This window comes from Paenibacillus taichungensis, assembly GCF_013359905.1.
Taxonomy (GTDB): Bacteria; Bacillota; Bacilli; order Paenibacillales; family Paenibacillaceae; genus Paenibacillus; species Paenibacillus taichungensis.
Genome location: NZ_JABMCC010000106.1, coordinates 139,908 through 165,561, shown reverse-complemented (window position 1 = coordinate 165,561; position 25,654 = coordinate 139,908). Strand labels below are relative to the sequence as shown.

General features: G+C 46.3%; 24 protein-coding genes. 18 read left to right on the top strand and 6 right to left on the bottom strand.

Going from position 1 to position 25,654, the window contains the following annotated elements:
• Positions 1 to 28: 28 nt before the first annotated feature.
• From HP548_RS11675 to HP548_RS11665, 3 genes are all read left to right on the top strand, one after another.
• Positions 29 to 865 (top strand): AraC family transcriptional regulator, encoded by an 837-nt coding sequence (locus HP548_RS11675; protein ID WP_072735596.1) that lies wholly within the window; start codon positions 29 to 31, stop codon positions 863 to 865.
• A 107-nt stretch (positions 866 to 972) separates the two neighbouring features.
• Positions 973 to 1,380 carry an Rrf2 family transcriptional regulator gene (locus HP548_RS11670; protein WP_076291179.1) on the top strand — a complete coding sequence of 136 codons (408 nt, stop codon included), beginning with the start codon at positions 973 to 975 and terminating at the stop codon, positions 1,378 to 1,380.
• Between the two features lie 325 nt (positions 1,381 to 1,705).
• Entirely contained in the window at positions 1,706 to 2,155 is a 450-nt protein-coding gene (locus tag HP548_RS11665) for a nuclear transport factor 2 family protein (RefSeq protein WP_079697142.1), read from the top strand.
• A 114-nt stretch (positions 2,156 to 2,269) separates the two neighbouring features.
• Here the strand turns inward: HP548_RS11665 and HP548_RS11660 are convergent, their stop codons facing one another.
• Positions 2,270 to 3,484: a sugar efflux transporter gene (locus HP548_RS11660; protein ID WP_175381707.1), complete on the bottom strand. Its 1,215-nt coding sequence runs from the start codon at positions 3,482 to 3,484 to the stop codon at positions 2,270 to 2,272.
• 205 nt (positions 3,485 to 3,689) lie between these two features.
• Positions 3,690 to 5,066, bottom strand: coding sequence for an MFS transporter (locus HP548_RS11655; protein WP_175381706.1), 1,377 nt, complete (start codon positions 5,064 to 5,066; stop codon positions 3,690 to 3,692).
• A 211-nt stretch (positions 5,067 to 5,277) separates the two neighbouring features.
• Here HP548_RS11655 and HP548_RS11650 point away from each other — a divergent pair, with 211 nt between their 5' ends.
• From HP548_RS11650 to HP548_RS11625, 6 genes are all read left to right on the top strand, one after another.
• A complete protein-coding gene (locus HP548_RS11650; RefSeq protein WP_053780179.1) occupies positions 5,278 to 5,601 on the top strand; it encodes an ArsR/SmtB family transcription factor in 324 nt (107 codons plus the stop codon).
• Positions 5,602 to 5,742: 141 nt separating this feature from the next.
• Positions 5,743 to 5,931 (top strand): hypothetical protein, encoded by a 189-nt coding sequence (locus HP548_RS11645; protein WP_076291183.1) that lies wholly within the window; start codon positions 5,743 to 5,745, stop codon positions 5,929 to 5,931.
• An 84-nt stretch (positions 5,932 to 6,015) separates the two neighbouring features.
• Positions 6,016 to 6,930, top strand: coding sequence for a helix-turn-helix transcriptional regulator (locus HP548_RS11640; protein WP_175381705.1), 915 nt, complete (start codon positions 6,016 to 6,018; stop codon positions 6,928 to 6,930).
• 30 nt (positions 6,931 to 6,960) lie between these two features.
• A complete protein-coding gene (locus tag HP548_RS11635) occupies positions 6,961 to 7,959 on the top strand; it encodes a C39 family peptidase (protein ID WP_246318029.1) in 999 nt (332 codons plus the stop codon).
• Positions 7,960 to 7,978: 19 nt separating this feature from the next.
• Complete coding sequence (locus HP548_RS11630; RefSeq protein ID WP_099858533.1) at positions 7,979 to 8,995, top strand: hypothetical protein; 1,017 nt, start codon at positions 7,979 to 7,981, stop codon at positions 8,993 to 8,995.
• 229 nt (positions 8,996 to 9,224) lie between these two features.
• Complete coding sequence (locus tag HP548_RS11625) at positions 9,225 to 9,407, top strand: aspartyl-phosphate phosphatase Spo0E family protein (protein WP_076291186.1); 183 nt, start codon at positions 9,225 to 9,227, stop codon at positions 9,405 to 9,407.
• Positions 9,408 to 9,468: 61 nt separating this feature from the next.
• On the opposite strand, the gene HP548_RS11620 is transcribed toward HP548_RS11625, so the two are convergent.
• Positions 9,469 to 10,347, bottom strand: a complete 879-nt coding sequence (locus tag HP548_RS11620; protein WP_076291187.1) for a carbohydrate ABC transporter permease — start codon at positions 10,345 to 10,347, stop codon at positions 9,469 to 9,471.
• Positions 10,348 to 10,359: 12 nt separating this feature from the next.
• Positions 10,360 to 11,319 carry an ABC transporter permease gene (locus HP548_RS11615; protein ID WP_024631474.1) on the bottom strand — a complete coding sequence of 320 codons (960 nt, stop codon included), beginning with the start codon at positions 11,317 to 11,319 and terminating at the stop codon, positions 10,360 to 10,362.
• Between the two features lie 265 nt (positions 11,320 to 11,584).
• Here HP548_RS11615 and HP548_RS11610 point away from each other — a divergent pair, with 265 nt between their 5' ends.
• The 6 genes from HP548_RS11610 (at position 11,585) to HP548_RS11585 (ending at position 20,569) form a co-directional block, all read left to right on the top strand.
• A complete protein-coding gene (locus HP548_RS11610) occupies positions 11,585 to 13,345 on the top strand; it encodes a sensor histidine kinase (protein WP_076291188.1) in 1,761 nt (586 codons plus the stop codon).
• Positions 13,320 to 14,912 (top strand): response regulator transcription factor, encoded by a 1,593-nt coding sequence (locus HP548_RS11605; protein ID WP_175381704.1) that lies wholly within the window; start codon positions 13,320 to 13,322, stop codon positions 14,910 to 14,912. Before HP548_RS11610 ends, HP548_RS11605 begins: the two co-directional genes overlap by 26 nt.
• Before the next feature lie 99 nt (positions 14,913 to 15,011).
• Positions 15,012 to 16,664 (top strand): extracellular solute-binding protein, encoded by a 1,653-nt coding sequence (locus HP548_RS11600; protein ID WP_175381703.1) that lies wholly within the window; start codon positions 15,012 to 15,014, stop codon positions 16,662 to 16,664.
• A gap of 303 nt (positions 16,665 to 16,967) precedes the next feature.
• Entirely contained in the window at positions 16,968 to 18,656 is a 1,689-nt protein-coding gene (locus HP548_RS11595; RefSeq protein ID WP_175381702.1) for a DUF6138 family protein, read from the top strand.
• A 32-nt stretch (positions 18,657 to 18,688) separates the two neighbouring features.
• Complete coding sequence (locus HP548_RS11590) at positions 18,689 to 19,762, top strand: hypothetical protein (protein WP_175381701.1); 1,074 nt, start codon at positions 18,689 to 18,691, stop codon at positions 19,760 to 19,762.
• 105 nt (positions 19,763 to 19,867) lie between these two features.
• A complete protein-coding gene (locus HP548_RS11585; RefSeq protein WP_175381700.1) occupies positions 19,868 to 20,569 on the top strand; it encodes a hypothetical protein in 702 nt (233 codons plus the stop codon).
• 112 nt (positions 20,570 to 20,681) lie between these two features.
• On the opposite strand, the gene HP548_RS11580 is transcribed toward HP548_RS11585, so the two are convergent.
• Complete coding sequence (locus HP548_RS11580; protein WP_175381699.1) at positions 20,682 to 21,785, bottom strand: stalk domain-containing protein; 1,104 nt, start codon at positions 21,783 to 21,785, stop codon at positions 20,682 to 20,684.
• Between the two features lie 419 nt (positions 21,786 to 22,204).
• On the bottom strand, positions 22,205 to 22,411 hold the full coding sequence (locus tag HP548_RS11575) for a hypothetical protein (protein ID WP_076291194.1): 207 nt from the start codon (positions 22,409 to 22,411) through the stop codon (positions 22,205 to 22,207).
• Between the two features lie 335 nt (positions 22,412 to 22,746).
• Between HP548_RS11575 and HP548_RS11570 the strand changes: the two genes are divergently transcribed.
• From HP548_RS11570 to HP548_RS11560, 3 genes are all read left to right on the top strand, one after another.
• Entirely contained in the window at positions 22,747 to 24,375 is a 1,629-nt protein-coding gene (locus HP548_RS11570; RefSeq protein WP_175381731.1) for a copper amine oxidase N-terminal domain-containing protein, read from the top strand.
• Positions 24,376 to 24,685: 310 nt separating this feature from the next.
• Complete coding sequence (locus HP548_RS11565) at positions 24,686 to 25,138, top strand: disulfide oxidoreductase (RefSeq protein WP_099858539.1); 453 nt, start codon at positions 24,686 to 24,688, stop codon at positions 25,136 to 25,138.
• Between the two features lie 17 nt (positions 25,139 to 25,155).
• Complete coding sequence (locus HP548_RS11560; RefSeq protein WP_175381698.1) at positions 25,156 to 25,602, top strand: FixH family protein; 447 nt, start codon at positions 25,156 to 25,158, stop codon at positions 25,600 to 25,602.
• The last annotated feature ends 52 nt before the right edge of the window (positions 25,603 to 25,654 follow it).

The window sequence follows — 25,654 nt, the reverse complement described above, 5'->3', positions numbered from 1 at the left end:
CAATATTGTTTAGAAAAGAGAATGGGCCATGATGAGACAGACTGTACTGCTAACCTTGCAGGATATTCCATACTTTTGTTATCCAGAATCTGTTGGACTTTATGTTGACCACCCTGAGCACACCGTATTACGTGAGGCTGGCGCACTTAACAACTTCAATATTCACTACGTTGCTGCGGGCAAGGGGTACGTGGAAGTGGAGGGAGTAGTGCATGAGCTTCGTGCGGGTCAGGCTGTACTGTATTTCCCGCTGCAGCGGCAGCATTATTACAGCAGCGAAGATGATCCATGGGATGTACGATGGGTTCATTTTTACGGTGAACGGCTGCATGATTATATGATAGAGCGGGGGTTGCACCGCAATCTGTTGTGGACGCTGCGGCAGCAGGCTCCATGGGAAGAAGCACATATGGCCCTACTAAATGAAGCCGAGCAGAACCGGATGCTGCGTCCTGCCCAGCTATCTACCCTGACCTACGCTGTGCTGGCTGAGTTCGTACAGCATGCGGTTCCACTAAAAAGCACACGTACAAGCAAGGCTGAGAGTCGTATCCTTGGACTGCTTCCACAGATGCAGCAGGAGGCATGCCAACCGTTTTTGTTACAGGATTGGGCGGATATGGCGGGTGTGAGTTCGTATTACTTTTGCAAAATGTTCAAGAGTGCCGTGGAAATGACCCCGATGGAATTTATAACCCGTTCGCGGTTACAGATGGCGAAGCAGTGGCTGCTGGAACGGCCAACGGCCAACATTGGACAGATCGCAGAGGAGGCGGGGTACCCAAATGCCAGTTATTTTAACCGCCAGTTTTTAGCCCATGAAGGCATGACTCCGACCGATTATCGCGGGCTTTACCACAGTTAAAGGTATGTTGTCCGTTTGTTGATTCTGTGGAAATCTTCGACGTTTGACAGAGCGTTCAATCAAGTCTATTATAGATAAATTAAATCCGTATATAATGAGGTGCCCTCATGAAATATTCGAAAGCTACAAACTATGCCCTGCACACCATGCTTTTCCTGGTTGCAACCGAACCGGAACAACTGGTCAGTGTACATCAATTAGCTGAGATGCAAAAAGTATCTCCAACTTATTTGTCTAAAATATTGACCAAGCTGGTCAAAGCCGGCATGATCGAATCGACCTCGGGTGCCAATGGTGGTTATCGGCTTAGCCGGAAGAATCCGGACCCTTCATTTTTGGAGATTATCCATGCCATTGAGGGACAGGCTTCCTTGTTCGAATGCTCGCAGGATCATAACGAAGGCTGCCTGATTCAGCAGGTGATGGTCCGTGCGGAAGAAGAGATGGAGAGTTATTTGCACAATAAAAAAATGTCTGAGCTGGCTGCCCAGATGAAAGCTGCACATTCCGTATAACCTGAATCGGAGGTCCAGTTGATCCTATAACTGCGCCTGTTGAAGCGCGAATTTAAAAACCTTCCTCCCCGCTTAAGGGGGATGGAAGGTTTTTTTGCTGTACTCGGATGAGGATTGAAGTTGAAGTTATAAGTCTACAAAGGACTCTGGAAGAGAGCAATACAAGGTATACCCTCGACATCAGCGTGCTTCAACGATAGGAGAAGATAGTTAATATACAAACGTATAATATGCCATTGTACCTAATATGAGTGGAATGGTACAATAAGGAAGAAATTTATTAATACATATTTGCTTACATCTTAGATTTCTGGAGGGACAACACATGAGCCAATCAACCATTACAGAACTGGAACAACTGCTTGCACTGGAAAACATTCGGAACACCAAAGCGCGCTATTGCCGTTATATTGATACGAAGCAGTGGGATACATTAGGTGAAGTGTTCGCTCCGGATGCCGTAGCTGATTTCAGTACAGAAGGCAATCCAATCCCGGTATTAACAGGTCGGGACACCATCGTTCAAGTATTCCGGGATTTGGTGGATGTTGCCGTAACTGTGCATCATGTACATAGCGCCGAAGTTGAATTTGTATCCGAGAATGAAGCCAAAGTCATCTCTCCAATGGAAGATTGGGTGACGTTCCCTGAAGGCAATGACAATAAATCCTTTCACGGATTTGGACATTACCATGAAACGTTTGTCAAAATCGATGGTCAATGGCTCATCCAGCATACCAGCCTGAAGCGTCTACGTCTGGATCTGTTTGAATAGTGTTTGTATTCATATAAATGAATATTGAAACGATGATAAACAAAACCCCAAGAGCGCTATAGCTGCGTCCTCTTGGGGTTTTGTTACCTTCACTCAGGATTGCATGCGGATTGCTTAGAGTGAAAGTGTCTGACGTTTTTCTTTTGATAATTGTTGTGTGACAACAAGCATACCTAATGAAATCAGAACAAGGAGTAGACATACCCAATAGGAATTTCGATATCCCCACACTCCCGCTGTCCATCCCCCGACCAGACTACCAAATAATCTTCCCAACGTGGAAGCATTGGAATAGAGAGTTGATGCATAGCCGGGCATGGACGGAAGCAGATCCTGCATGTAACTGATCCCGATAGCAGAGATAACGGCGACAAAGAATGCGAGCAATAGTTGTCCGGCCAGCAAGTGCCACAGTTCCGTGGAGAACAAAACTATTACATAATAAGCGGCACCCATCAGGGAGCCCCATAACATGAGTGAGCGGTTGGGATATTTTGAGGCGAGCAGACCCAAACCTAGCATAATGGGAATTTCAAGCCCCGCGCATAAACTGGAGATCCAGCCAACTTCCCGGGTTCCCCCGCCCAGATGGTGAATAATGAACAGAGATGCATTCAGGTTATTCATCCAGTGTGCCATATACAGAAGTGTGGTAATGAGAAACGGCATGTAGATTCTTGCATCCTGATGCAATTTTATGTGTATGCCACCCGAAGATGCACCGATAGAAGGAGGCTCGGGAGCTTTTTTTAACAGAAAGAAAAATAATAACGCATTGATCAAAAAAATAAAACACGTTGAGCTGAAAATACCGATGTACCCAATATAGGCAATCAGTAAAGTTCCGAGTAAAGGTCCCGTAATAAACCCCAATGAAAACGCGGAGCGCAGGGTTGAATTGGCCACAGCATGATCGACGTCCGTTGCGGAATTAACCGCTTCTCTTGCAGCTGCGAACAATTGTGGCATGGCGGGAGATCCGAGTGCAGTCAGTACCGTCATATAGATGAATAATAAAGTGAAGTCGTGAATCCACAGATACCCGGCAAATGCAAGAGCATTGCAAATCATGGCAGACACCAGAATTTTTTTGCGAGCCCCGGGTTGATCCGATCGTCTGGCGATCCAGGAACTGAACAGCACACCGGCCATAAGTGTTACTGCAGTGAATAATCCGAATGTTGCGATGGATACTTCGAGGCGGGTTGTAAAGTAGACCGCAAGAAAGGGCGCGCTGATTGAAATAGCCATACCTTGCAACAACATACAAACGAGAAACAGCCGGTATGTAGGGATACGAAATAGTGAATTAAACTGTTGAAGCTTCATGTGCGAAAGACATCCCCTTGATTTTATCATTTTCAAAATATCTATACGATCTGTTTATAATATAAGAATAACAGAGATAAAGTAATACGTATTGATATCTTATAGTCTAATAACAAACAAAAAAGCCAGAGATCAGACTCTATCGGTCCAATCCTGGCTTTCTTATATGAAGAATCTATTATAAGTAAGAACCTATATAACCTGCTTAGTGTGAAGCGATGGTTTTCTTCCGTGACTGCATTCTCAGATACACCTGGGAGAAAACAATGGATGCCAGAGCAACCACAGTCATGCCCCAGAAAATATTAGTATAAGCCGATGATAGTGGCAATTGCTGCATGGCTGTCAATGCCACGCCAGTTACGGCAACACTAAATGCTCCACTGAAGAACTGGCTAAGCTGGAACAGTCCCATGCCTGCGCCTACCTGATCCATCGTCAGATTGCCCGACAACTCATTGGAGACACTCGTTGTCAGTGCAGAGAAGCCTACGCTAAGCAGAATGTATACGGCCATAATGGCATAGATGCTGTCGTCTGCAAAAAGAGCAAACAATCCGGCCGCAGCGAGCAGCAACCATGGTGCGAACTTGAGCAGTTGTGTATTGCCGTGTCGGTCAATCATGCGGCCAATCCGATTGGATAACAGCATGGACACGATTGCACCCGGGAAGATGACAAGCCCGGACTGGGCCGGAGTCAGGCCATACAGATGTGCCAAAATTTGCGGCAATAGGAACAGCGTCGAGAAGTTGTTAATATACGATACAATCCCCAGTGAGCTGAGCATCATATATTTTTTGTTTTTGAACAGAGCTGGTTGCACAAAGGGATCAGCCGCACGGCGAATTCGTAGCCAGAACAGAACCAGTGCAGCCGCACCAATAACGAGGGTTACCCATTCACGCGAAGTCAGGAATAGCAGGACGCCGGTTGTTCCGATCGCCAGTAACAGCGCGCCGAGCAAGTCGAATGAACCCTTTTGCGGCATCTCACTTGGAAGCAGTCTGAAAAATACAGGGATCAGAAACAAGGTTAGTCCGGTAACGATAAACAGATCATGCCATCCGAGGAACTGTGTAATACTGCCACCGATCACAGGCCCGAGTCCAAGACCCAGTGAACTGGCCGACATGACAACAGCCATGGATTTCCCCCGGCGGTCACTTGGAATGTAACGAGTAATAAGAACGATAGCTAGCCCTGGTACAGAAGCTGCACCCGCAGCCTGAATCAGGCGCGCAATGAGCAGAAGGATAAAATGGTTACTGAAGAAACCAAGAACGGATGCCGCACCAAGCAGTGTAAGACCGGTCGTAAACAGGGTGCGAATTGGCACAAAATCCGATAGACGTGAGAACGTGATCGAGGAAATAGCAAAAACGATGGAATAACCGGTGACAATCCAGGAAGAAGAGACGGATGAGAGCATAAATTCAGCTGCAATTTTGGGCAGGGCCAGATTGAACATCATCGTATTCATAACGACAAGCACAACCGTGAATCCCAGCAGACTTACGATTAACCCTTCCTGTATTCCTGCTGTCCGTTCCCCAGATGATGCAGTTGCGGTGTTGTTCATAAAAACCTCCTAGATTGATGTGTATTTCGCAACATTTCAGAAACGGTGTGGAACATTTGCAAAATGTGGTATAGAGTGAATCCCATGCTTGGCAGCAGGGGATACATAAACGAAATATGTTTGTAAGTTCGATTGGTATCGAACATTAGAAATATATCATGGAACTATGCTAAAATACAATGGATAGTCTGAAAAAAAGGAGACTACAACGATGAAAATTTTGCACCATCCTCAAGTGGAGGATATTGAACTTTCTTCCGTATTGTACGCTTTAAGTGATCCCATCCGTCTTGGGATCGTAACAGAAGCAGCCAGAAATGGTGAACAGCCATGCAGTCATTTTCGTGCACCTGTTGTGAAATCCACGATGTCACACCATATTCGGACCCTGCGGGAAGCCGGAGTCATTCGAGTGAGAGTACAAGGTACACAGCATTTCCTGACGCTAAGATCCGAAGATCTGGAAGTGCGTTTTCCTGGTCTGTTGCAGCCTTTGTTACAAGCGGCAGCTCAGTCCGAAATACATGATTCCTAGATAATGTCCTTTCTTCAAGTTGAAGAGGGGACATTTTTTTATGTTTGGTATATTCCATACTGCTGCGACATTCTATGTCGTACCACGTCCTCTATAATAACGGTGAACACACAAACCATATCGAAAAGAGGTTCACAAACGTTGGCAAAAACAAAAAGAGGACGCGTCCTGTGGAATCTACCATCCCGAGGAAGAGGAACTTGCCCGGTGTGCAGCAGCACCCGGATTAAATTGTTGTATTCGCAAACGAAAACAGATGGTACGAGTTTGAAAGTATGCAAAAAATGTTCCAAAGCTGTGCAGTCCAGAGTGGATAAGGCAACCGTATAACATAACAGGCCTGTTCTTCGGAACGGGCCATGTCTTTTGGTATAATATAATTACGAAATACGGAATGAGCCAGGGGGCGGGGAAATGAGTAATATGCATCGTATTCACTGGTTTGACGAGCAGATTCGGAGTGGACGTTTTCCAAACAGCAGCTGGCTTGCACGTGAATTTGAAATATCCCGGCGCCAGGCCCAGCGTGATATTGAATATATGGCGATTTCTCTGCGTGCCCCTCTGGTGTATATAGCAAAATATCGGGGGTATTGTTACGAGGATCAGACCTACCGGTTGCCCCATTTATATATGACGGAAGAAGAACAGCGGGTGCTTAAGTATCTGGCGCATCGTTATCGGCATTACAGTTATGATCAGTCGGATGCGGTAAAGCGTGTGGCGCATTTGCTGGAGCGTTTTACGCTCGAGGAACAGCAAACAGGAAGTAGTCAGCTTCCTGTGTTTAAAGCAGATCCACAGCAGCTTCAGTTCTTTGAGATTTTGTCCCATGCGATTGCCGAATCCCGCAAAGTACATATCCATTACAGAGATCATGCCGGAGCACGGCAATTTACCTGGTGTCCATTGAAGATGCTGTCCCAGTTCAACGCCGATTACGTGGTTGGTTATGAAATGGACCCTATACAGCAAACGGCCATCCGGTTGGAGGGCATGATTTATGTGCAGATGACGAACGAGACGTTTCAGTGTCAGACAGACGGGTTGCTGGGTGCATGGGAAGAGGCGCTGCCTGTCCGTAAACCGTTTGTCGCTGAGATAAGACTGAGAGAAGTGCAGCAAACAGAGCTGTGGCAAGGATATCGGATTCGGGAGAAGCAAGATCAGGTTCACTGGATTGAATTTTATGATACGGATGCTTTCCTTCAGCATTTGTTCATTAGCGAGTGGGAGGAACTGTTGTCTCCAACGTGGCTTAGACGAAAGTTTCGGCAAAGTGCTGAAAGCATAATCGATAGGCTTGCCATGATCTCAAAGCAAACCTGAGTTAGTACAACCAAAGAGAGGAGATTTTTTTTGATTGAAGTTGTGTTAGACAATCTGATCATGAAGCGGGAGTCCAAATCGTACGTGGATAGCCTACACGCTGTATTGACCCATGCGGGTCTGTTTCAGGGTTCCAAGTATGTGCTCGCTGGATATACGGGTATGGCATTCAAACTTTCAGTGCATCGCAGACTACTGCCCATGTCGGTTACAGCCTATGGTCAATGGGGAGAATCTCATCGCCCTGGGATCGATAACTTGGGGATATTCACGATCTGGGATGGAGGACGGACACGTCATCCCACATTTGGGTATTACCAGCGGGATGCGGTAAATTGGGTGAAGCGCAGTCTGGATGAAGGCATCGGGGTGATCTACTGGATTCCGGAATTTGGTGTCATTCATGGGTATGATGACAGTGATCGCATCTTTTACGTGCAAGATGGCTGGGGCAAGGAACCACAGATTATGCTGTATGACAATTTCGGATTAAACTTCACCGGGTTTTGGTATTGTCAGGTCTTTGGTGACCAGGTATATATCCCTGAACAAGAGATGCTGTTGGAATCATTGAGATTGGCAATTGAGGATTGGGATATCCCTTATCGTCTACTGCCTGATCGGAATATCGTTTCGGGCAGAATGGCTTATGATGTGTGGGTGCAAGCCCTTCGGGGTGGAGATTACGATGCATCGGGTGCTGACTATATTTTGGAATCCTATTGCCAGTCCCGAACTGAAATTCAGATGTATTTGCAGGATGTGGGGGGGATATGGCCCGAAATGGACCAAGCCTATGCATGTTATGAACAGCTTGGAGCATTGATTATACAGATGAAGGCATGCATGATTCAGGAACATAACAGAAGGATTATGCAGGCAGACGCCACAGAGAAGCTGGCACAGGTTTTATTGGAAGCGAAAGCATTGGAAGAGCAGGCTGTTGATTATTTTCGTTTGATCTCCTCGAAGTATCCTGATCGTAAACGCAACACTGTACCACGGTGGGGAGCACATTCAGCAAGGTAGGGGGAGGGAGGATAAGGTGATGAGGAGTAAAATACTGCCGGATTTGATTCGTTTTCCACAGACTCAGAATTTGGCAGATGAACAACGATCCTGGAGCGGTGCAGGCTCATACATGGATGCGATGTATCGCATTCTGATGCACAAGCAGTGGACGGATTTACCGCGTCACATGATTGCGGGTATGACCGCAAGTGTATTTCGATTAGTAGTGGATCGGCGTCTAACGACAGAATCGATCTCAGCATACAACTGGATGGCCGAGAACTTTGTAGCTTCTGATTTCATTGGCGTCACGACCGGACAACACGGGGGATTTTCGTTCGAGCCGACCTTTCCGCTCTATCAGAAGCAGGCCCTGCTGGATATCAAGGCTTCTATTGACCGGGGTGTGGGCGCTATTCTGTGGCATGATCAGTTTGTTATTTGTGCTGGATATGATGATGGTGAGCAGATGCTGTTCATTTGTGAGAGTCAAGAAAATGAAGTCATTTGTCTGCCCTATGATTCTTTTGGTCGGAACAGAACACCATACTGGTACTATCAGGTGCTTGAATCCCATACAACCGTAGACATATGGGAAGTGTGCAAGGAATCATTAATTCAGGCTGTGTACAAATGGGAGACCCATGATTACATGCTGCCACCCCAGGATTACGCCTGCGGAGCTGCTACATATGCAGCCATTGCTGATGTCCTACAATCTGGTGCATATGAAACGGATCAAGCTGCCATTGTTTTGCGCTATTATGCCCAATCGAGAAAGGATATGGCTTCCTATGTTGCAGAGCTTAAGCATTTGTCCAGTCAGATGAATCATGTGGTGCAGGCGTACGCGTTACTCGCAGACCTATATGCTCAGATGATGGAGAAGGTTGAGGATTCAACAGCTTGGGATGCGAAGGAACCAGGGCATGTGCTAAGGGTGATCCATCTGATTGAGCAAGCAGGGGAAACGGAACAGCGCGCGATCGATGCCATTAAACTGGCCTTCCCAGAGACGATTGGTAACCGTTTTGAGGATATTGGATTAAGATGAATGGGCAGCGCATGGGTACAAAAAATACCGGATAAGGCTGATAGGCCTATCCGGTATTTTTTGTGTTTTGCCACATCTTAGTCCATTGCTCGTCCTTATTTCAACCTGGACAAGAAAAAATAACCATAATTTCGATTTTGGGGTAATGTGCAGCTCCCTTTGTTCCGAATATTATAATAGATGGTCTTTTTTGGATGGAGGATATTGAAGGACAACAGGGGGCGGGAGTATGGTGCATAATCCGGAAACCATTCAGGAATGTATCGAAAAGGCACGACAGAGGCTCTACCAGATTGCAAACGCTCATAAAGAACTGTGGCATCCGGAGGTCATTCGTCAATCGATGGTTCTGGATGAACTCATTAATCAATATAACAATGCCATTCGCGGAAAATCATCCCGAAGTAAATAACAGCGCGTTATAAACCTCGGGATGAAATGATGCGAATGTATTGAGGTTCAGTATACGAACCCTATTCTTTAACAGCCCCAAGCACAATTCCTTTGACAAAGAAACGCTGCAAGAATGGATACACGAGCAGGATTGGCAGTGCCCCAATAAAGATCTGGGCTGCGTTAACGGTACGCTGCGACATGTTCTGAAGCTGCGTCGCATCAACATTCATATTGGAAAAATCCTGTTGCACGATAATGGTCTGCATTAACGTAGCGAGCGGATATTTGGCTGCGTCATTCATATAGATCAACCCGTCGAACCAGGAATTCCACTGCCCCACCATGGTGAATAGGGAGATCGTAGCAATGGCCGGCATGGATACAGGCAGATAGATGCGGAACAATGTGGTGATATGGTTGGCACCATCGATGAACGCCGCTTCTTCGAGCTCTTTGGGCACGTTACGGAAGAAGTTCATCATGAGAATCAGGTTCCAGACCGCCACAGCGCCCGGCAAAATCAGAGCCCATAGGGTGTTGATCAGTCCCAGCTTCTGAATCAGGATATAGGAAGGGATCAGACCGCCACTGAACAGCATCGTGAAGATGAAAAACCACGCATACAGCGAACGTCCCTTGAAATTCAGACTTTCTTTGGACAAAGGATATGCCGTCAGGATGACCAGCACCATACTGAGCAGCGTTCCGAACACGGTACGTTGCACTGAGATCCAGAGCGCGCTGAGAAAGTTACTGTTACCAAACGTTTTGGTATAGGCATCGACTGTAAAATCAATCGGCCAGAGCGTTACCAGATTGGCGGAAGCTGCCGCTTTACCGCTGAAGGAAACCGCCAGAATGTGGACAAGCGGCAGCACACACAGCAGCGAGACGGCCGCGATGAAGAACAGGTTGAAGCCGTTAAATATACGGTATCCGGTCGTTTTGTGATACACCTTAATTCCTCCTTAGAAAATGCGGTAATTAGCGATTTTGTAAGCCATCCGGTAGGCAGTAATAACGAGGAACATGGCAACAAAGGATTTAAACAAACCAACCGCAGTTGCAAAGCTCATTTTGCCATTCAAAATACCCATCCGGTAAACAAACGTGTCAATAATATCGCCTTTATCATATACAAGTGGATTGTACAGGTTGAAAATCTGGTCAAATCCAGCATTAAGAATATTCCCCAGTGATAGCGTTCCCACGACAATGATCATCGGCACGAGTGCAGGCAGCGTAATGTGTAGGGTCTGCTTAAGTCGTGTTGCCCCGTCAACTTCGGAAGCTTCGTATAGAGCAGGGTTAATGCCCGCAAGGGCTGCAAGAAAGACAATGGTACCAAATCCGAATTCCTTCCATACATCACTGATGACCACGGTTACACGGAACCAGTCGCCATCTCCCAAAAAGAAGATCGGTTCAATGCCAACGGCCGCCAGAACCTGGTTAATCAGTCCGCCTTCGGGGGAAAGCATGTCCAGCAGGATGCCGCCCAGTACAACCCAAGACAAGAAGTGGGGCAGGTATACCAACGTCTGTGAGAACCTTTTGAACGTGGAATTGCGTACTTCATTCAGCAAAATGGCAAACACAACCGGGGCCACGAGTCCGGCCACAATCTTCATCGCGGCAATCAGTACTGTGTTCCAGATGACTTGAACACTATCCGGATATTCGAACATGAATCGGAAGTTATCCCATCCTACCCATTTGGAGCCGGTGAATCCCAGCCATGGTTTAAAGTCCTGAAACGCAATAATAATGCCGCCCATAGGCACATAGGCGAACAGCAATGTGAGCAGTACCGAAGGCAGCAGCATCAGATGCAGCGGCCAATTGCGTTTGAAATTCCAGCGGGTACGTTTGCGTGGATTGTGTGTTGCCTGCCGCACCGGCGTATTGGTCGTTAGTGGTTGTTCCATAGCCATCAGGTCCCTCCTTTATATCGTCCAGCCTCTGCATAATGAGGCCAGTCAGCCTCTGCAAATAGTGGAGCAACTGAATTATAACAATGGAAACGGGCGGGCTATAGAACAACATTTCAAGGCGGATGTTGATTTATTAACTTGTTAAAAACGTGTACCGAATAGTGACTCATTTGAAATTCAGTATAGATATGTAAGGGGTTTCAATATAAAATAGGACTTCGATGTGTATCTTTACTTTAATTCGGGACAGGGTGAAGCAATGAAATTTACAGTATTCTCAAAAACAGTCATGCTACTGGTCTGCTTGCTGGTGCCTATCTTGCTGCTCTATACCTACGCGAATCAGGCGAACGTGGACATGATCGTCGAGGAGAAGCAGCAGTCCAGTTTGAACCAGTTCAATTATTTTAGCTCTCAGGTGGATAAAAATATTGAACAGCTCTCACTTTACGGGCTGACTTTACTGCGTGATCCAAGCATTCTACACTATCGTTACATGACAGAATCGACGAGCCAATATGAGAAAAACAGCATCTATCTCGATATTCTCGACAAATTGTCACTATACCAGTCCACGAGCCGCTGGAAGAACGATATTACCATTGTGCTGCCTCAGGCAGAGCTGGTATTGTCCACCATGTCGAACCGGACGGTCTTTAATGAGAAGATGTTGAAGTTTCCACAGCCAGGCCGATGGCAGTTGAACGAAGGTAGCTTCACTTATTTCTTTACGGATAACTATGAGTGGAATGAAAAACCTGTGACCACGGATGTACGAACGGTGATGGAGATTGATTTTGACCCGATGAATATTGTTGCCATGCTGGATGATTTCAAGGAGGCACAGGGGGGAGATCCATTTCTACTCGTCCCGGGCAACGAGCCTCTATTAAATCGTAGTGCGGACCCTGAGCTCGTGGAAGCCGTGATGCGGGACATGCCATTAACCGAATTGGATAGTGAAGGCAACCATCAGCTTGAGGTGGGGGGCAAGAAGTACTTGGTCAGTTATGTGCTCTCCAAACAGCTGAACGGAATCTATGTTAACCCGGTTGTGCTGGATGATTTGCTTACGCCGATGGACAAGAGCCGAAATATGTTTATAACCTCAATTTTGCTGCTGCTCGTGCTCAGTATTGGCGCTGCCCTATTGTTATACCGAAAGGTACAGGTGCCGATACAACGGCTGATGAGAGGTTTGCAGCAGATTCGCAAAGGACAGCTGTCCACACGAATTCCGGTCGATCACTCCCGTGATGAATTCGCTTATTTGACGCAGAGCTTCAATCACATGGCTGAGCAGATTCAGGAGCTGATCGAAAAAGTATACGAGGAACGTATCCGTTCGCGGGAAGCGACGCTGAAGCATCTGCAATCGCAGATCAATCCTCATTTCCTGTATAATTGTCTGTTTTATATTAAAAATATGACGCAGCTCGGCAACCGCGAAGCGGTTATTGCCATGTCGCTCAGCCTGGGAGATTACTATCGCTACATCACACGTGATGAGAACGATATGACGACCGTGGAAGAGGAAATCCGGTTGTTGGACAATTATTTGTCCATCCAACAGATGCGTACCAACCGTTTGTCGTATGAGATCGCCGTACCGCAAGAACTGATGCAGCAGCACATTCCAAGGCTGCTGATCCAGCCTATCGTGGAGAATGCAGTCATTCACGGCATTGAACCGATGGAGGGTAGCGGTCACATCGTAGTTACAGGCATGGCAGCACAAGAGCAAATCGATGGAAGGGAATACACACGATACAGTTTGTTTGTCGATAACGACGGTGTTACTTTGACGCCCGAAGAGATTGCTAGTCTTGAGCGGGAAATCAATGAACCGATGGGTGAAGAAATAGGCACGGGTACCTGGAACGTACACCAGCGGCTCGTTACACGATATGGTCATTCTTCAGGGCTTCATTTTGGAGCGATCCCTTATGGGGGTCTCAGTGTGGAAATACGATGGTTTGAGGAGGAATATCCTAATGATGAATCTAATGGTCGTGGATGATGAACATTCAGCGGTGGAATCGATTGCAGCCTCCATACCGTGGAGAGAACATGGGATTGGGCACGTATATAAGGCGTATTCGGTGAAAGAGGCATTGCAGCAAATGGCGGCACATCAGGTCCATATTATCATCACTGATATTCGTATGCCGGGCTTATCCGGTTTGGATTTGGTGAGTCATATTCGTCAAAAGTGGGAGCGGACTAAATGTATCATTTTATCTGGACATGCATCCTTTGATTATGCGAAGCAGGCACTCCGTCATGGGACAGTGAGTTATCTGCTGAAGCCAGTGCGGGATGAGGAACTGATTGAAGCCGTGCAGCAGGCCTCCGTCCAGATTCGGCTGGAGGGAGAGAAACAGTTGATGCACCAGCGCGCCATGTATTCGGTGAGGGAACATTTACCGGAGAAGCGGGCGGGATTAATGAAGGATGTACTGCTCGGACATAGATTTGCAGAGAGCGAACTTGTGGAAAAGTTGGAGCAATTGGAGATTGGGTTCCGTCCCCAGGATAAAATGCAGCTGCTGCTTATCCGTTATGATGACCCACAGCCAACGCACAAGGCATTCCGTTTGATGAAATACGCCATCTCCAACGTCGTGGAAGAAATCTTTGGCAGCAGCTATCATCTCTGCCATACAGACGATGCGTATGATGATCTCGTCTTCATGGCAAGTCCAAAACAAGCACAGTCTGAACCCGAACTGCTGATGGGGCGGCTCGGAGAACGGCTGCTTCACAGTGTGAAGCAGTATTTAAACGCAACGATTTCACTGTCAGTCAGCCGGATAGGCCGTTTTCCGGAACAGGTTCCCCAGCTTTACCATCAAGCTGTAAGTGCATTGCGCAAGCAGGCGGAAGCAGGCAAAGGTCTGCATCTCAATGCGGCTGCCGGCTCCCATGGAGCAACATTAAAATCACTTGCGGCGCTGTATGAGCCACCTGGACTGACCGCACTACTGGAAGCAGGACGGATGGAGGACGCTAATCGCAAGATTGATTCGATTTTCGCCGAGTTATCGGATAGTGTGTTCCCGGAGCATGTCTATGTTGCTTTTCACTATCTCGCAGCAGCTTTCTCGTACATGGCTCATCGGGAAGGCAGACAGTTGTCCGATGTTCTTGGTGAGCAGTATCAGCAACTGCTGAAGGACGGCTACGGCGTGTCACTTCGGAGTCTGGAAGCATGGACCCGGAGTGTGATGGAACAATGGGCTCTAAGCACAACCGATACAGGCCAGGAAAGTGGATCGAACATGATCAGACAGGTCCAGCAATGGATTGACAACCATCTGGGCGAAGATCTTTCCTTGCAGGTTATTGCAGGGGAGGTTCATTTGCATCCGGTGTATTTGTCCAAAATGTATAAACAATCAACGGGTGAAGGCATCAGTGACTACATTATCCGTTCCCGAATGGAACGTGCTGTTCACTTGTTGAAACACACGGCTATGAAGATTTATGAAGTCGGTCAGGAAGTGGGATATAACAATACTCCTTATTTCATTCAAGTATTCCGCAAACATTATGGCTTGACCCCGCAGGATTTTCGGAACGGTTAACAAATCAATATGAACATTGAAATTGTGATATATGTTTGCTTCCCCGGCTGCACTATCCTTTTCATGTAAGGGCATTCAAAGTGATTGAGGAGGGGTTTCATGTATAGAAAAATGATGACTGCATTGCTTGCACTGACGATGGTTGCCGTAACGGCATGCAGTTCGGGGGCAAAGGAAGAACCATCCAAGGAAGCGGCTACGCCACTTGCGCTGCAAGACGGTAAGTATGAACCTGCGGTTCAGATGAGCTATTTGCGAGCCTGGAATGATGATACAAAGTTCAAGAACGGAGAGACTGCACAGAACAACGTGCACACCAAATGGGCCAAAGAGCGTCTGGGCATCGACCTGACTACACCTTGGGCTGTGTCCGTGACGAATGATGCTTTTTACACGAAGCTTCGTCTTTCCCTGTCGGCTAACGAAGAGCTGCCAGATATCGTCTCCATCCGTGGTGACTACAATCTGGTGCGTGAGTTGATTGAGTCCGGTAAATTCGCCGATGCAGGTGAACTGTTCGATAAGTATGCATCCGACACATGGAAAGGGGCTGCTGAATCCGCACCGGAAGAGTGGTACCCGTACATGTATGAAGGTAAACGGTATGGCGTCCCGATCTTTGACTATGCTTACAACGGAGACCCGGTAATGTTTATCCGTGAAGACTGGCTGAAGAAGCTTGGACTGGAAGAACCAAAAACGATTGATGAGCTCGTTACGGTGATGGATGCATTTACGAATCAGGATCCGGATGGAAACGGTAAAAAAGATACGTACGGTCTGACGGTCGGTATGAAAAATGCCCTCAATACCTGGATGACCGAATCCGGCTGGATCTTCGGAATGTATAACACGATGCCGGGACAGTGGAATCTGAATGCAGAAGGAACACTGGAATACGGCTCGGTTCAACCGGGTGTGAAAGAAGGACTTGCAACGATGAAAGACTGGTTGTCCAAAGGCTATCTGCCGAAGGAAGCCGGCGTATATGATGAGATTAAGGCAGCTGAACTGTTTACAGCAGGCAAAGCGGGAATCATTGTGGGACCACACTGGATGCCAAACTGGCCGATCGATGATGTGAAGAAAAATGTGGACGGTGCTACCTACAAAGCTATTGCCCTGCCAACCGGACCGACTGGCGAGAGCCATCACCACGGTTCAGGTGCTAGCAACGGGGTCGTGTTGATCAACAAGGATATGGAAAACCCAGAAATTTTCTTCACATATCAAAATTATTTGTTTGATAAATTCGCTAATCCAGAAGTGGGTGGGGAGTTCGAACATGGCTTTGCCCAAGGATATGACTTTGATATCGTAGATGGTAAAGTGCTTGGTGAAGCTGAAGTGAAAGATGGGGTATCCCCGCTCAAGTACACAATTACGTATGACGGTGCACGGATTCCAAACCTGATGATGGATACGTTGGCAGAACTCGCTACAGGTAAGGAAGCGGAAACACCTTTCGAGAAAAATACGAAAATTGCCAACAAACCTGAAGTGTTTGCTGCGGCTCAAGTCGTGGTAGCTCATAAGGATGATGCAATCAAGAACAAGTTCACGGGTGCACCTACGGATACGATGAAGATGAAGAAAGATGCGCTCGACAAGCTGGAGAAAGATACGTTCAGCAAAATCATTTATGGTCAAGTTGGCATCGATGAATTTGACGCATTCGTGACTAAATGGAAATCTATGGGCGGCGATCAAATCACAACGGAAGTCAATGAATGGTTCAAAACAGTTAATTAATACCGTGAATAATTCACAAAATGAATCATACTAAAGTAATACAAGAAGGAAGAAGTATTTCGTGAATACACCGGATTTGGGCGGAAAGTCGCCTGAATCCGGTGTTTTTGTTTTGTGTACGGATGCTTAGACATGTAAATAAGAAATTTATCTATTAATTTCTCTGCGTACAACCGTGCGTAAGACTTATTGTTTCGCAGATGCGTGAGAGAGTAAGATAATAGGTAATATACGAACATCAATACGTATTTTTAGCATAGATGGTTTGAAGAATGATTTGATAAATGGAAAGGCGGTCGAAGCATGAGTACACTCTATGATCAGGCAATGGAAGAGATGATTGAGGTCATTGAAGAATGGTTTAGTGAACAGATGAAGCGGGATGACCTGGAAAAGGCTGTGAAGCGAACAACGCTGCAAATGGGGATCTTTAATGATATTTTGCTGGATTACAGACCTGGAAGGCCCACGGTAGACAGTGTGGATCTTGGATTGGATGAGGGATTGAAATCGAAGAATCCCGGTCCCTTTACGGAAGAACAAGTGCGGAATGAGATCCAGCCCAGGCTTGTAGAAGTGATTCAAGAGAAATTGGACAAGCTGGCGGATACACCGTTGATCGACTATCGGTTTACCTTTCGCGGGAAATTCCCAACGACAGAAGGAAAGCTGCAAGTGACCATACTCGAATATATCAACGAAGAGAAAAGGCAGCAGTTGATTGAGCGCATTCATACATATGTAGACCAGAAGCTGCTGAAAGGTTCATATCCAACAAAGCCGTTGGAATCCTTTTTTTTGACGCGTCACCTGCTTGATCCGAAATTGTTCCCTGAACTGGACGTAGCGTGGACTATAGCGCAATATGATCGCATACAGGAGTTAAATAAAGGGCGTCAGGAAGCTCTGGCGGAGCATCGCGGTGACATTATTCGTGCGATAACGTCTTGGGCGGAGAATCATTTTCTGCCACAGTACTTTGATGTACAGTCTTCTGCGTACAGCGCCAATATATATACCCTTAAGCCAGGTGCTTCTTTGGAGGAGGACGAGCCTCAGAGTGAGCATGGGCAGCAGCTGGCACAACCTATCGATCTGCTGCTATATGCAGCCGTGATGATTCTTCGTTATGAGCCTAGTTACAGTAAACCGAAGGGGCTTACTTTTTTGGAACTGGCCAAACAATTGGGTAGTAACCGTGCAGCGCGAATGATGACGGAAGGTAGCGGAGCCAATGCCAAGGAAGATATCCATTTGAAAAATGAGCAGGTGGAGTGCACCGCGAACGATGTGTTCTCGATCATTACTATCATCATTCGAAAGGAAGAAGTGTCTGCGTATGAACAGGCTATTGCTTTTATCACCCGTTTGCTGAAGCAGAGCTTCCCCAAAAGTTACAAGATCAAGCTCAAGTCCAGCGTGAAGCAGTATCTGCCGATTAAAGGGCTTGCGAAGTCGGATACCCATCGATTTTTCGCAAACGCGCTGGAGTACCCGGAGCTGCGTCCGCTGCTTGAAGACTATGCACGTGCAGCGATCGAAGAGTTCGAATTTTATGCGGATACAGAGGGTGAAAAGAACTGTATGCCAGGCAGTTATGCAACCTTCGGACTTGGATTGGCAGATGAGCGGTATTTCCCGTTGGTTGAATATTACATGGGTGAAGTGGATGATGAGCATCAGTTGGTACAGGATAAATTCACCGTTGCCTTTGCTGAGACACATGGTGTAACGGCCGGTTCCATAACTGCATTAGTTACCTGCCTGCGTCGTTCTACGGATTCCCTGAAGCTGAAGATCCAGGCTGAACTGGAGGATGAGGAGAAGCTTGAACTTCTGGTCCGATCGCTGCAAGGATTGGAAACTTATGAAGTGGAGCATGTGCTGTATCCGATCTGGGGCAAGGTGGAGAAACTTGCAACGCTGGCACGCAAGGCTGAGGGAAGACGGAAAGAATTGCTGTTAGAACTGTTAAAGGCCGCTGGGAAATAAGGAAAGGCCCATGACGGATTTTCAATGTTGATGTGATGTATAACGATACAATTAAGGTGGATGAGTATATGGGGCCATTGAATCGGGATGTATGGGAAGAACTGTCCGCTCAGGAAAAGGAGGAGCGGCTGCGTAATTTGCTCAGTCATTTTCCCACAGGTATGAAATATGAAGGATTGGAGACATTTGAACGATTCGGTCAGCGAATCGAGACAGGTGTATTTTCGTATGATGCGCAGAAATTTGTGTTTGTGCCTGGTGATCAGGTGACACTTGGCTGGGATCGCTGGCAGGATGGAATGAATGAAGAGACTTCTGCGGATTTGCTGGAGACGGTTAGTGAGTATGGTGTGGATGACGTGGATTCTTTTTTTAGTAGCCAGATGTCTCCGGTCAGGGAAGTGCACATTGCTCCCATGCTGGTGGAGTGCAGCAACCATTCCCTTGGTTGGATTGAAGTGACGGAAGCTGAAGCGATGGCGCAAGAGAGTGCCTATTTTGCAGAAGAGATGGAGAAGTTTAAGTTGTCCGATCTGAACCAATATGAACTGCATCAAGAGTTCCGTCTGGTTCGTCAAGGTGAGGCAGTACAGATATTTTGGTTCAATGAAGATTTGACGTTGGAATATTTAATTGATGAAGAAGCAAAAGCGGGTTTTGGTTTGCTTACTGAAGACGAGTGGGAGTATCTGTACGGAGGGGGCTGTCGCACGTTATTTCCATGGGGAGACAGCTTCGACTACACGATGAAATTGAAACATTTTGGAAGCCTCGAAGAGGTGGAGGGAATTGTGGATGAATCGGCAGAGCCGGACCCTTCTCTAGTAGTTGAGAATGACCGTCCGTATGATCTGGAGCTGCCCAACTTTTTTGGCGTCCAATTTGCTGGAGATCCCTATAACTATGAGCTCACGCTTGATGCGTCTGGAAACTTGATGCCCAAAGGTGGCGACGGTGGCGCGATGATCTGTGGTGGCATGGGTCCGTTGGTCGGTTTCCTACCCGCTGCGGCCGTATACTATCGTGACAGTAACGCAGGGGAATTGGATTGGGAGGATATGATAGATTATATGAACTATCGGAGAGTGATTCGTTTAGCGGATTGACGGCTGTGTTTACAGCAAGAAAATAAGTAGGGAAGGGGAACCAGAATGATAAAAGGACCGGAATTCAGCTGGATAAAGCATTTGGGTTTCAATTGGCCCGAATAGATGGTACGCAAAAATCATTCCCCACAATCCCTAAACACAGATACGTCTGCTAGATACAAAGGAACATCCTATCGGCAGGATGCGTTTAATAAGTATCTGGTTTGTTATGCTGCGGAGGGCATTCGTTTCAGTGTAGGTACGCTGGTGTTCTTCTTTCTTAACGTATTTCTCCTTATTCCAATATTCAGTGTTCCGTTCCAATTCTTATATGCTTCTATTCTACTGCCAATTCTAGCAGTTATGAATGTATGGGCCATAGCTCTAATTATCGCGCCCCGTAGGCTTCAACTGAATTATGTCCTGTTTCGCGGAGTATTTGGGGTCGTCTGTTCATTAGGCTTTATCATTATGGTTCAAAAGTTCGCCTATGGCATGTTGGGATTGACAACACCGTGGTATGCGATTGCTTCGTTTACTATATATGGTTTGGCCTTATTTCAGTATTCCAAGTTTCATTTGCGCAAACTGCAACAGTCTACCCATGGGGAAAAAGCACGTGTAAGCGTCCAAATGCCCCTCACTACGTTAGCCCTGCTGACCGGAGCAGGATATATACTGGCTAATATTTCTCTTGCTTTTGTCACGCAACAGACGGTTGTTGTTGTACTTATATGTGTGTATACTATGTTGGCGTTTGTTGTTTTTCATTTTATTATGGATTTGCATCGCTATTACTGGCTGCTGCACCATCGTCTTAAATAGGACAAAACACACATCGAATTTGTCCCCTTATCACAGGAGGATCAGAGTGATGTGTGTTTGTTTTGTTGTATTGTATGATTTTCCTTGTGAATTTTTGATTTTAGCTGCGAAATTATTTCACTTTTTGCACAGATACAGCCATTTGCTCCAGCTGTGTGTGCGTCAATGCATTATTTGCCGAGCTGAGAGTCACATAGCGATCATCCAGTTTGAATGTCAGCATGTCGGTTTGATCCGGTGTGTACCATTTGGCGGTAACACCGTTTGGCAGTTTAACATTTTTACCGTCATAGCTGAAGGAATAGTCTTTAGGCGACACAGTGACATTCATGTGATTGAAGACAAAGTTTACACCATCGCCGCCAGCAGCCACGTTTTTGAATGAATCTCCGGCAATCATGTGTTGTGGTGCGTACGCAGTCTCGAATCCTTGGAATTTCGCAAAGGCTTTGCGGATGGCAGTTGACTGTTCTTGGGTATATTTTACATCAGCGAAGCCCGTAACGCCCTGATCATTGCCTTGCACCTTTTGTACAGATACAGCCACTTGCTGCAACTGAGCCTGAGATAGCTTATGGTCAGGTGAGCTTATTGTGACATACCGATCATCCAGTTTGAACGTGAGCATACCCGTTTGATCTGGTGTATACCATTTGGCTGTGACGCCATTGGACAATTTTACGTCTTTGCCATTGTAACCCTCCGAATAGTCTCTTGGAGACACATCCACTTTCATATGATTAAAAGTAAAGCTTACTCCATCTCCGCCAGCGCCTACATTTTTAAACGTATCACCTGCAATCATCTGTTGAGGAGCGTATGCTGTCTCGAAGCCGTCGAACTGTGCAAACGCCTGTTGAATGGCTTCTTTTTGCGCTGCGCTATAGGTTACATTACTCAATGTAGAAGGATTGCTTGGAGCTTCGCCGATGATCACCTGTCCTTTTTTACCGTCATACGATACAGGTACATGCAGCGCATCAGCAATCGCACGTACAGGCAGATAAGTTGAATTGTTGTAAGTGATTGGAGCGAGTTTCTTGCCATTGCCATCCGTTGGTGAGTACGCCGCACCGTCAACATTGATGCTGATACCATGGTTAAGATATGCCGAGATTTTCTCCAGTTGTGTTCCTGCGAATACGCCCGTTGCTCCTGTTAATGTCATGCTCAGTACCATCATCGTTGCTGCGGATTTCTTCAAGTTTTTCTTCATGTGTATAACTCTCCTTTAAATTGTGTTATTTATAATGGTTTGCTGTCCTTATGGCTTTATATTACCCGCTGAACATATCCAGAATAATTCTGAATTATCTCCAACTTGTAAACATGTGTAAGGATCTTGGGATTTGGGATTTGTTATTTACAGAGGAGAGCATTCACATTATTGATGTTGGAGAAGCAAGGAGAGAGAAGTGGGAGAGATTGTAGCTGACTTTGAGCAGGGATACACACAGGAAGGTAAGTCTTTCCGCAGGAAAAGTCTTTACGAACAATTACATACGTGGGTGGTACGTGGACTCTTGGCCATCATATGAGTGAGGGGAATGGTTCGCCAAACCATCCCATATGTACAACGTAACCTTGAATTAATCAAAAAGTTCAAAAATGTACTTTGCTGAGAGTATGCACTATTCAGTTCACTAAATACAGGATGAAACCGCCTATGCCGAGAACGATGGCACCAACGTATACATAGGTAAGTTTGCTCAGATTTTGCTTGGTCCTGCGATCATACTCGGGATTGCTGGTCTGATTCGCTTTTGAATTCCCGATGATCATGGTAGCAATTCCACCGAACAGGGCAATTCCAACAATTAAAATATAGGGCAGCAATGTCATGCGATGACCTCCTTCATTGAAATCAATCGTTCTTTTCATTGTACTTCAAGTTTACCTTGGATGTAAGCTTTTATTGATAAATTAAGGAAAATAAAGTCCTTCACTTACAGTAATTATGCAGTGCTGAAAGGAGTGGTTCACTATAATTTTAAAATTTTAAATTTGAGATAAACCTTGTTGTGGCGCGTATTTGCGGCTTTCCTGGACGGAGGCTGCAATTTTTTTTGCCCAGAGAGGTGATCCAGATTGAAGAACCTTGCGTTACACCCTATGAAGACGACGACGAGGAAACAAAGGATAAACAAAACTAACCGAGGAGTGACCACGTAATGAAAATGAAAATGAAGAAATTTATCGCACCCATGCTGAGCTTGACGTTATTGATGCCGGGAATCGCAGGGGCTGCAGCAGCACCACAGACACCAATGACTACAATGAAGGCAAGTGTGAATACACCTGCTGCTGACCTGAGAGCGAGCCTGGATCACCTATTATCCGAACACTTTGCACTCGCAGTAACCGCAATGGCGAAGGCATATGACGGAGCAAAAGATGCAGACGCAGCTTATAAAGCACTCGACCAAAATGCATTGGATATGCAGCCGGCAATCGCTTCCCTTTACGGTGATGCAGGAGCCAAAGAATTTGAACGGATCTTCCGCGCTCATAACAAATATACAGATGATCTTGTGAAAGCAACTAAGATGAGTAACCAGGCTGGAATCAAACAGGCACAGAATAATATCAACGGTTTTGTAGAAGAATTCTCTACATTCCTGAGCACAGCAACGGAAGGCAAATTGCCAAAAGCGGCAGCTAAAAATGCTTTGAAAGTACATGAAGATCTCGTGCAAAAAGTATTTGATGAATATGTCGCTGGTGACTATACAGATGCATACAAAGCTTACCGTGAAGGTTTCAAAGAAATGTTCGACGTGAGTAAAGCACTTTCCACGGCAATCACAACACAAATGCCTGAGAAATTCGAGAATAGCAAAGCGGACACACCAGCAGCTGATCTGAGATCTGCACTGAACCACTTGGCTTCCGAGCACTTCGCTCTGTCGGCTCTGCAGATGCAAGAACAATATGATGGCCGCACAGCAGCATCCAATGCACTGGTTACAGCTGAAGTTGGAAACACAGCGGATTTCAAAGCAGCGATCGCTTCCATATACGGTAATGACGGTGCCAATGCGTTCGAGAAAATTTGGGTAACCAACCACGTGAATGCACAAAGCGACTATGTAACAGCCGTTAAAAACAATGATGCAACGGCTCGTGCAGCTGTCGAGAAACGTATTGACGGATTCACAACAGAGTTCGCGACATTCCTGGATTCGGCAACAGCGGGCAACCTGCCAAAAGCTGCCGGACAACAAGCATTGACTACACATGAGAAGCAAGTACAACAAGTATTGGATCAGTACGCTGCGGCTAACTACGAGGGTTCGTACACGACTAACCGTGAAGGGTTCAAAGTAATGTTTGGTGTAGGTCAAGCCCTTGGTAATGCAATTGTGACGCAATTCAATGATAAATTCCAAGAGCAACCCACTACACCAACAATGCCTGAAACAGATACAACTACCGTATGGATGCAGCTGAACAGCAAAACGCTGAAAATCAATAACAAGACAACCAACATGGACACCACGCCAATGCTCTGGAAAAACACAACCTACATTCCACTGCGCTTCTTGAGCGAAGGAATTGGTGCAACCGTGAAATGGGATAAAAAAGCACAACAAGTAACCGTTATGGCTGGTAATGATACATTGAAGTTCTGGGTGAACAACAACGTTATGGAAGTGAACGGTATGAAGAAAAATGTGGGTGCAACGGTCTTTGTTAACAAAGACGGACGTACACAAGTGCCACTGCGTTTCATCGCTGAGCTTCTTGGCTGGGATGTAAAATGGGCGCAAAAAGATGGCTCGATCACACTGACTAAATCCATGTAATTACTATTTATAAAAGAAGAACGAAAAAAGCTGCCCCATACGGCAGCTTTTTTCTATTGTCGGTTCAGTGCCTTTACCTTCATCATACTTGGTGAACCTGCAATCCAATCTGTATCACATGGACGCAAAAAGGCCACATCAAAATATTCAAATATTTGGTATAATCAAGACAGTCAGAAACCTCGCCGCAACGTGTTATTGATCATGGTTCGGTGGTGTACTGTACATAATCGTAATCACTAGCCCGTTGGAGTCATGTATGTTGTATTATTATTCGGTATGATCAAACAAGAAAAGGGGGTTCAAGCGGATGGACACAGCTTCAAAGCCTGAGCGACGGGCAAAACATATTGATACCCGTCTGTTTATTGCCTGGGCCGTATCAGTCATTGCGACTGGAGGCAGCCTTTATTTTAGTGAGATTAAGGGATACATACCCTGCGATCTATGCTGGTTCCAACGGATCTTCATGTATCCGTTAACGATTTTACTTGGCATAGCCTACTTTAAGGATGATGTGGGAATCACCAAGTATGTTCTTCCGCTGAGTTTTATTGGAGGCGGAATCTCGTTATACCATGTAACGATTCAGCGTATTTACTCGGCTACGGGCAGTTCAGTGGCATGCGGCCAAATTCCGTGTTATACCGATTACTTGAACTGGTTTGGTTTTATCACAATTCCGTTACTTGCACTGATCGCATTTATCATCATTATTGTTATGCTGTGGGGAATTGGCAAAACAGCAAAATCTTCTTCATAAGAAAGGACAGATGATTGATGAGCGGACAAGTCCGTTGGTTCATGCCCTTCATCATTCTGATCCTCCTGACTGTGGGTTGTTCGGAACAGAAGCAGTCCCAGTCAGGTGAGATGCCGGAGATGATCAAGGTGAAGCTCATGGTACCGGACAAGGTGTCCATTAAGGAAAAGGTCTCCTTGCAGATCCAGCTTACACAAGGGGGGCAGCCTATGAATGATGCGGACCATGTGCAGTTTCAGATCTGGAATGAACAGGATGAACCCGAGGCACCATCTCTGGAACAAGGCATGATGAGTGCAGAAGAGCTTGAAGCCAAGGGAGCCATCACCGCGAAATCAGCAGGTGAAGGTTTGTACGAAGCAAGCTACGCGTTTGAGCAATCCGGAGTCTATATCGTTCAGGTCCATGTCACTGCTGGTGCAATGCACACCATGCCCCGAACGAAGGTAACTGTGGAAGAATAAATCGATAAATACAGCCCGATAATGTTTACGTACAAGCCACTTCCGGCTGCGT

Bases quoted from the DNA above. Each gene is read 5' to 3' on its own strand.
- HP548_RS11600 (WP_175381703.1), top strand. From the start codon at position 15,012: ATGTATAGAAAAATGATGACTGCATTGCTTGCACTGACGATGGTTGCC.
- HP548_RS11615 (WP_024631474.1), bottom strand. From the start codon at position 11,319: ATGGAACAACCACTAACGACCAATACGCCGGTGCGGCAGGCAACACAC.
- HP548_RS11675 (WP_072735596.1), top strand. From the start codon at position 29: ATGATGAGACAGACTGTACTGCTAACCTTGCAGGATATTCCATACTTT.
- HP548_RS11665 (WP_079697142.1), top strand. From the start codon at position 1,706: ATGAGCCAATCAACCATTACAGAACTGGAACAACTGCTTGCACTGGAA.
- HP548_RS11630 (WP_099858533.1), top strand. From the start codon at position 7,979: ATGAGGAGTAAAATACTGCCGGATTTGATTCGTTTTCCACAGACTCAG.
- HP548_RS11580 (WP_175381699.1), bottom strand. From the start codon at position 21,785: ATGAAGAAAAACTTGAAGAAATCCGCAGCAACGATGATGGTACTGAGC.
- HP548_RS11575 (WP_076291194.1), bottom strand. From the start codon at position 22,411: ATGACATTGCTGCCCTATATTTTAATTGTTGGAATTGCCCTGTTCGGT.
- HP548_RS11570 (WP_175381731.1), top strand. From the start codon at position 22,747: ATGAAAATGAAGAAATTTATCGCACCCATGCTGAGCTTGACGTTATTG.
- HP548_RS11660 (WP_175381707.1), bottom strand. From the start codon at position 3,484: ATGAAGCTTCAACAGTTTAATTCACTATTTCGTATCCCTACATACCGG.
- HP548_RS11640 (WP_175381705.1), top strand. From the start codon at position 6,016: ATGAGTAATATGCATCGTATTCACTGGTTTGACGAGCAGATTCGGAGT.
- HP548_RS11610 (WP_076291188.1), top strand. From the start codon at position 11,585: ATGAAATTTACAGTATTCTCAAAAACAGTCATGCTACTGGTCTGCTTG.
- HP548_RS11560 (WP_175381698.1), top strand. From the start codon at position 25,156: ATGAGCGGACAAGTCCGTTGGTTCATGCCCTTCATCATTCTGATCCTC.
- HP548_RS11670 (WP_076291179.1), top strand. From the start codon at position 973: ATGAAATATTCGAAAGCTACAAACTATGCCCTGCACACCATGCTTTTC.
- HP548_RS11585 (WP_175381700.1), top strand. From the start codon at position 19,868: ATGGTACGCAAAAATCATTCCCCACAATCCCTAAACACAGATACGTCT.
- HP548_RS11565 (WP_099858539.1), top strand. From the start codon at position 24,686: ATGGACACAGCTTCAAAGCCTGAGCGACGGGCAAAACATATTGATACC.
- HP548_RS11625 (WP_076291186.1), top strand. From the start codon at position 9,225: ATGGTGCATAATCCGGAAACCATTCAGGAATGTATCGAAAAGGCACGA.
- HP548_RS11650 (WP_053780179.1), top strand. From the start codon at position 5,278: ATGAAAATTTTGCACCATCCTCAAGTGGAGGATATTGAACTTTCTTCC.
- HP548_RS11605 (WP_175381704.1), top strand. From the start codon at position 13,320: ATGATGAATCTAATGGTCGTGGATGATGAACATTCAGCGGTGGAATCG.
- HP548_RS11595 (WP_175381702.1), top strand. From the start codon at position 16,968: ATGAGTACACTCTATGATCAGGCAATGGAAGAGATGATTGAGGTCATT.
- HP548_RS11655 (WP_175381706.1), bottom strand. From the start codon at position 5,066: ATGAACAACACCGCAACTGCATCATCTGGGGAACGGACAGCAGGAATA.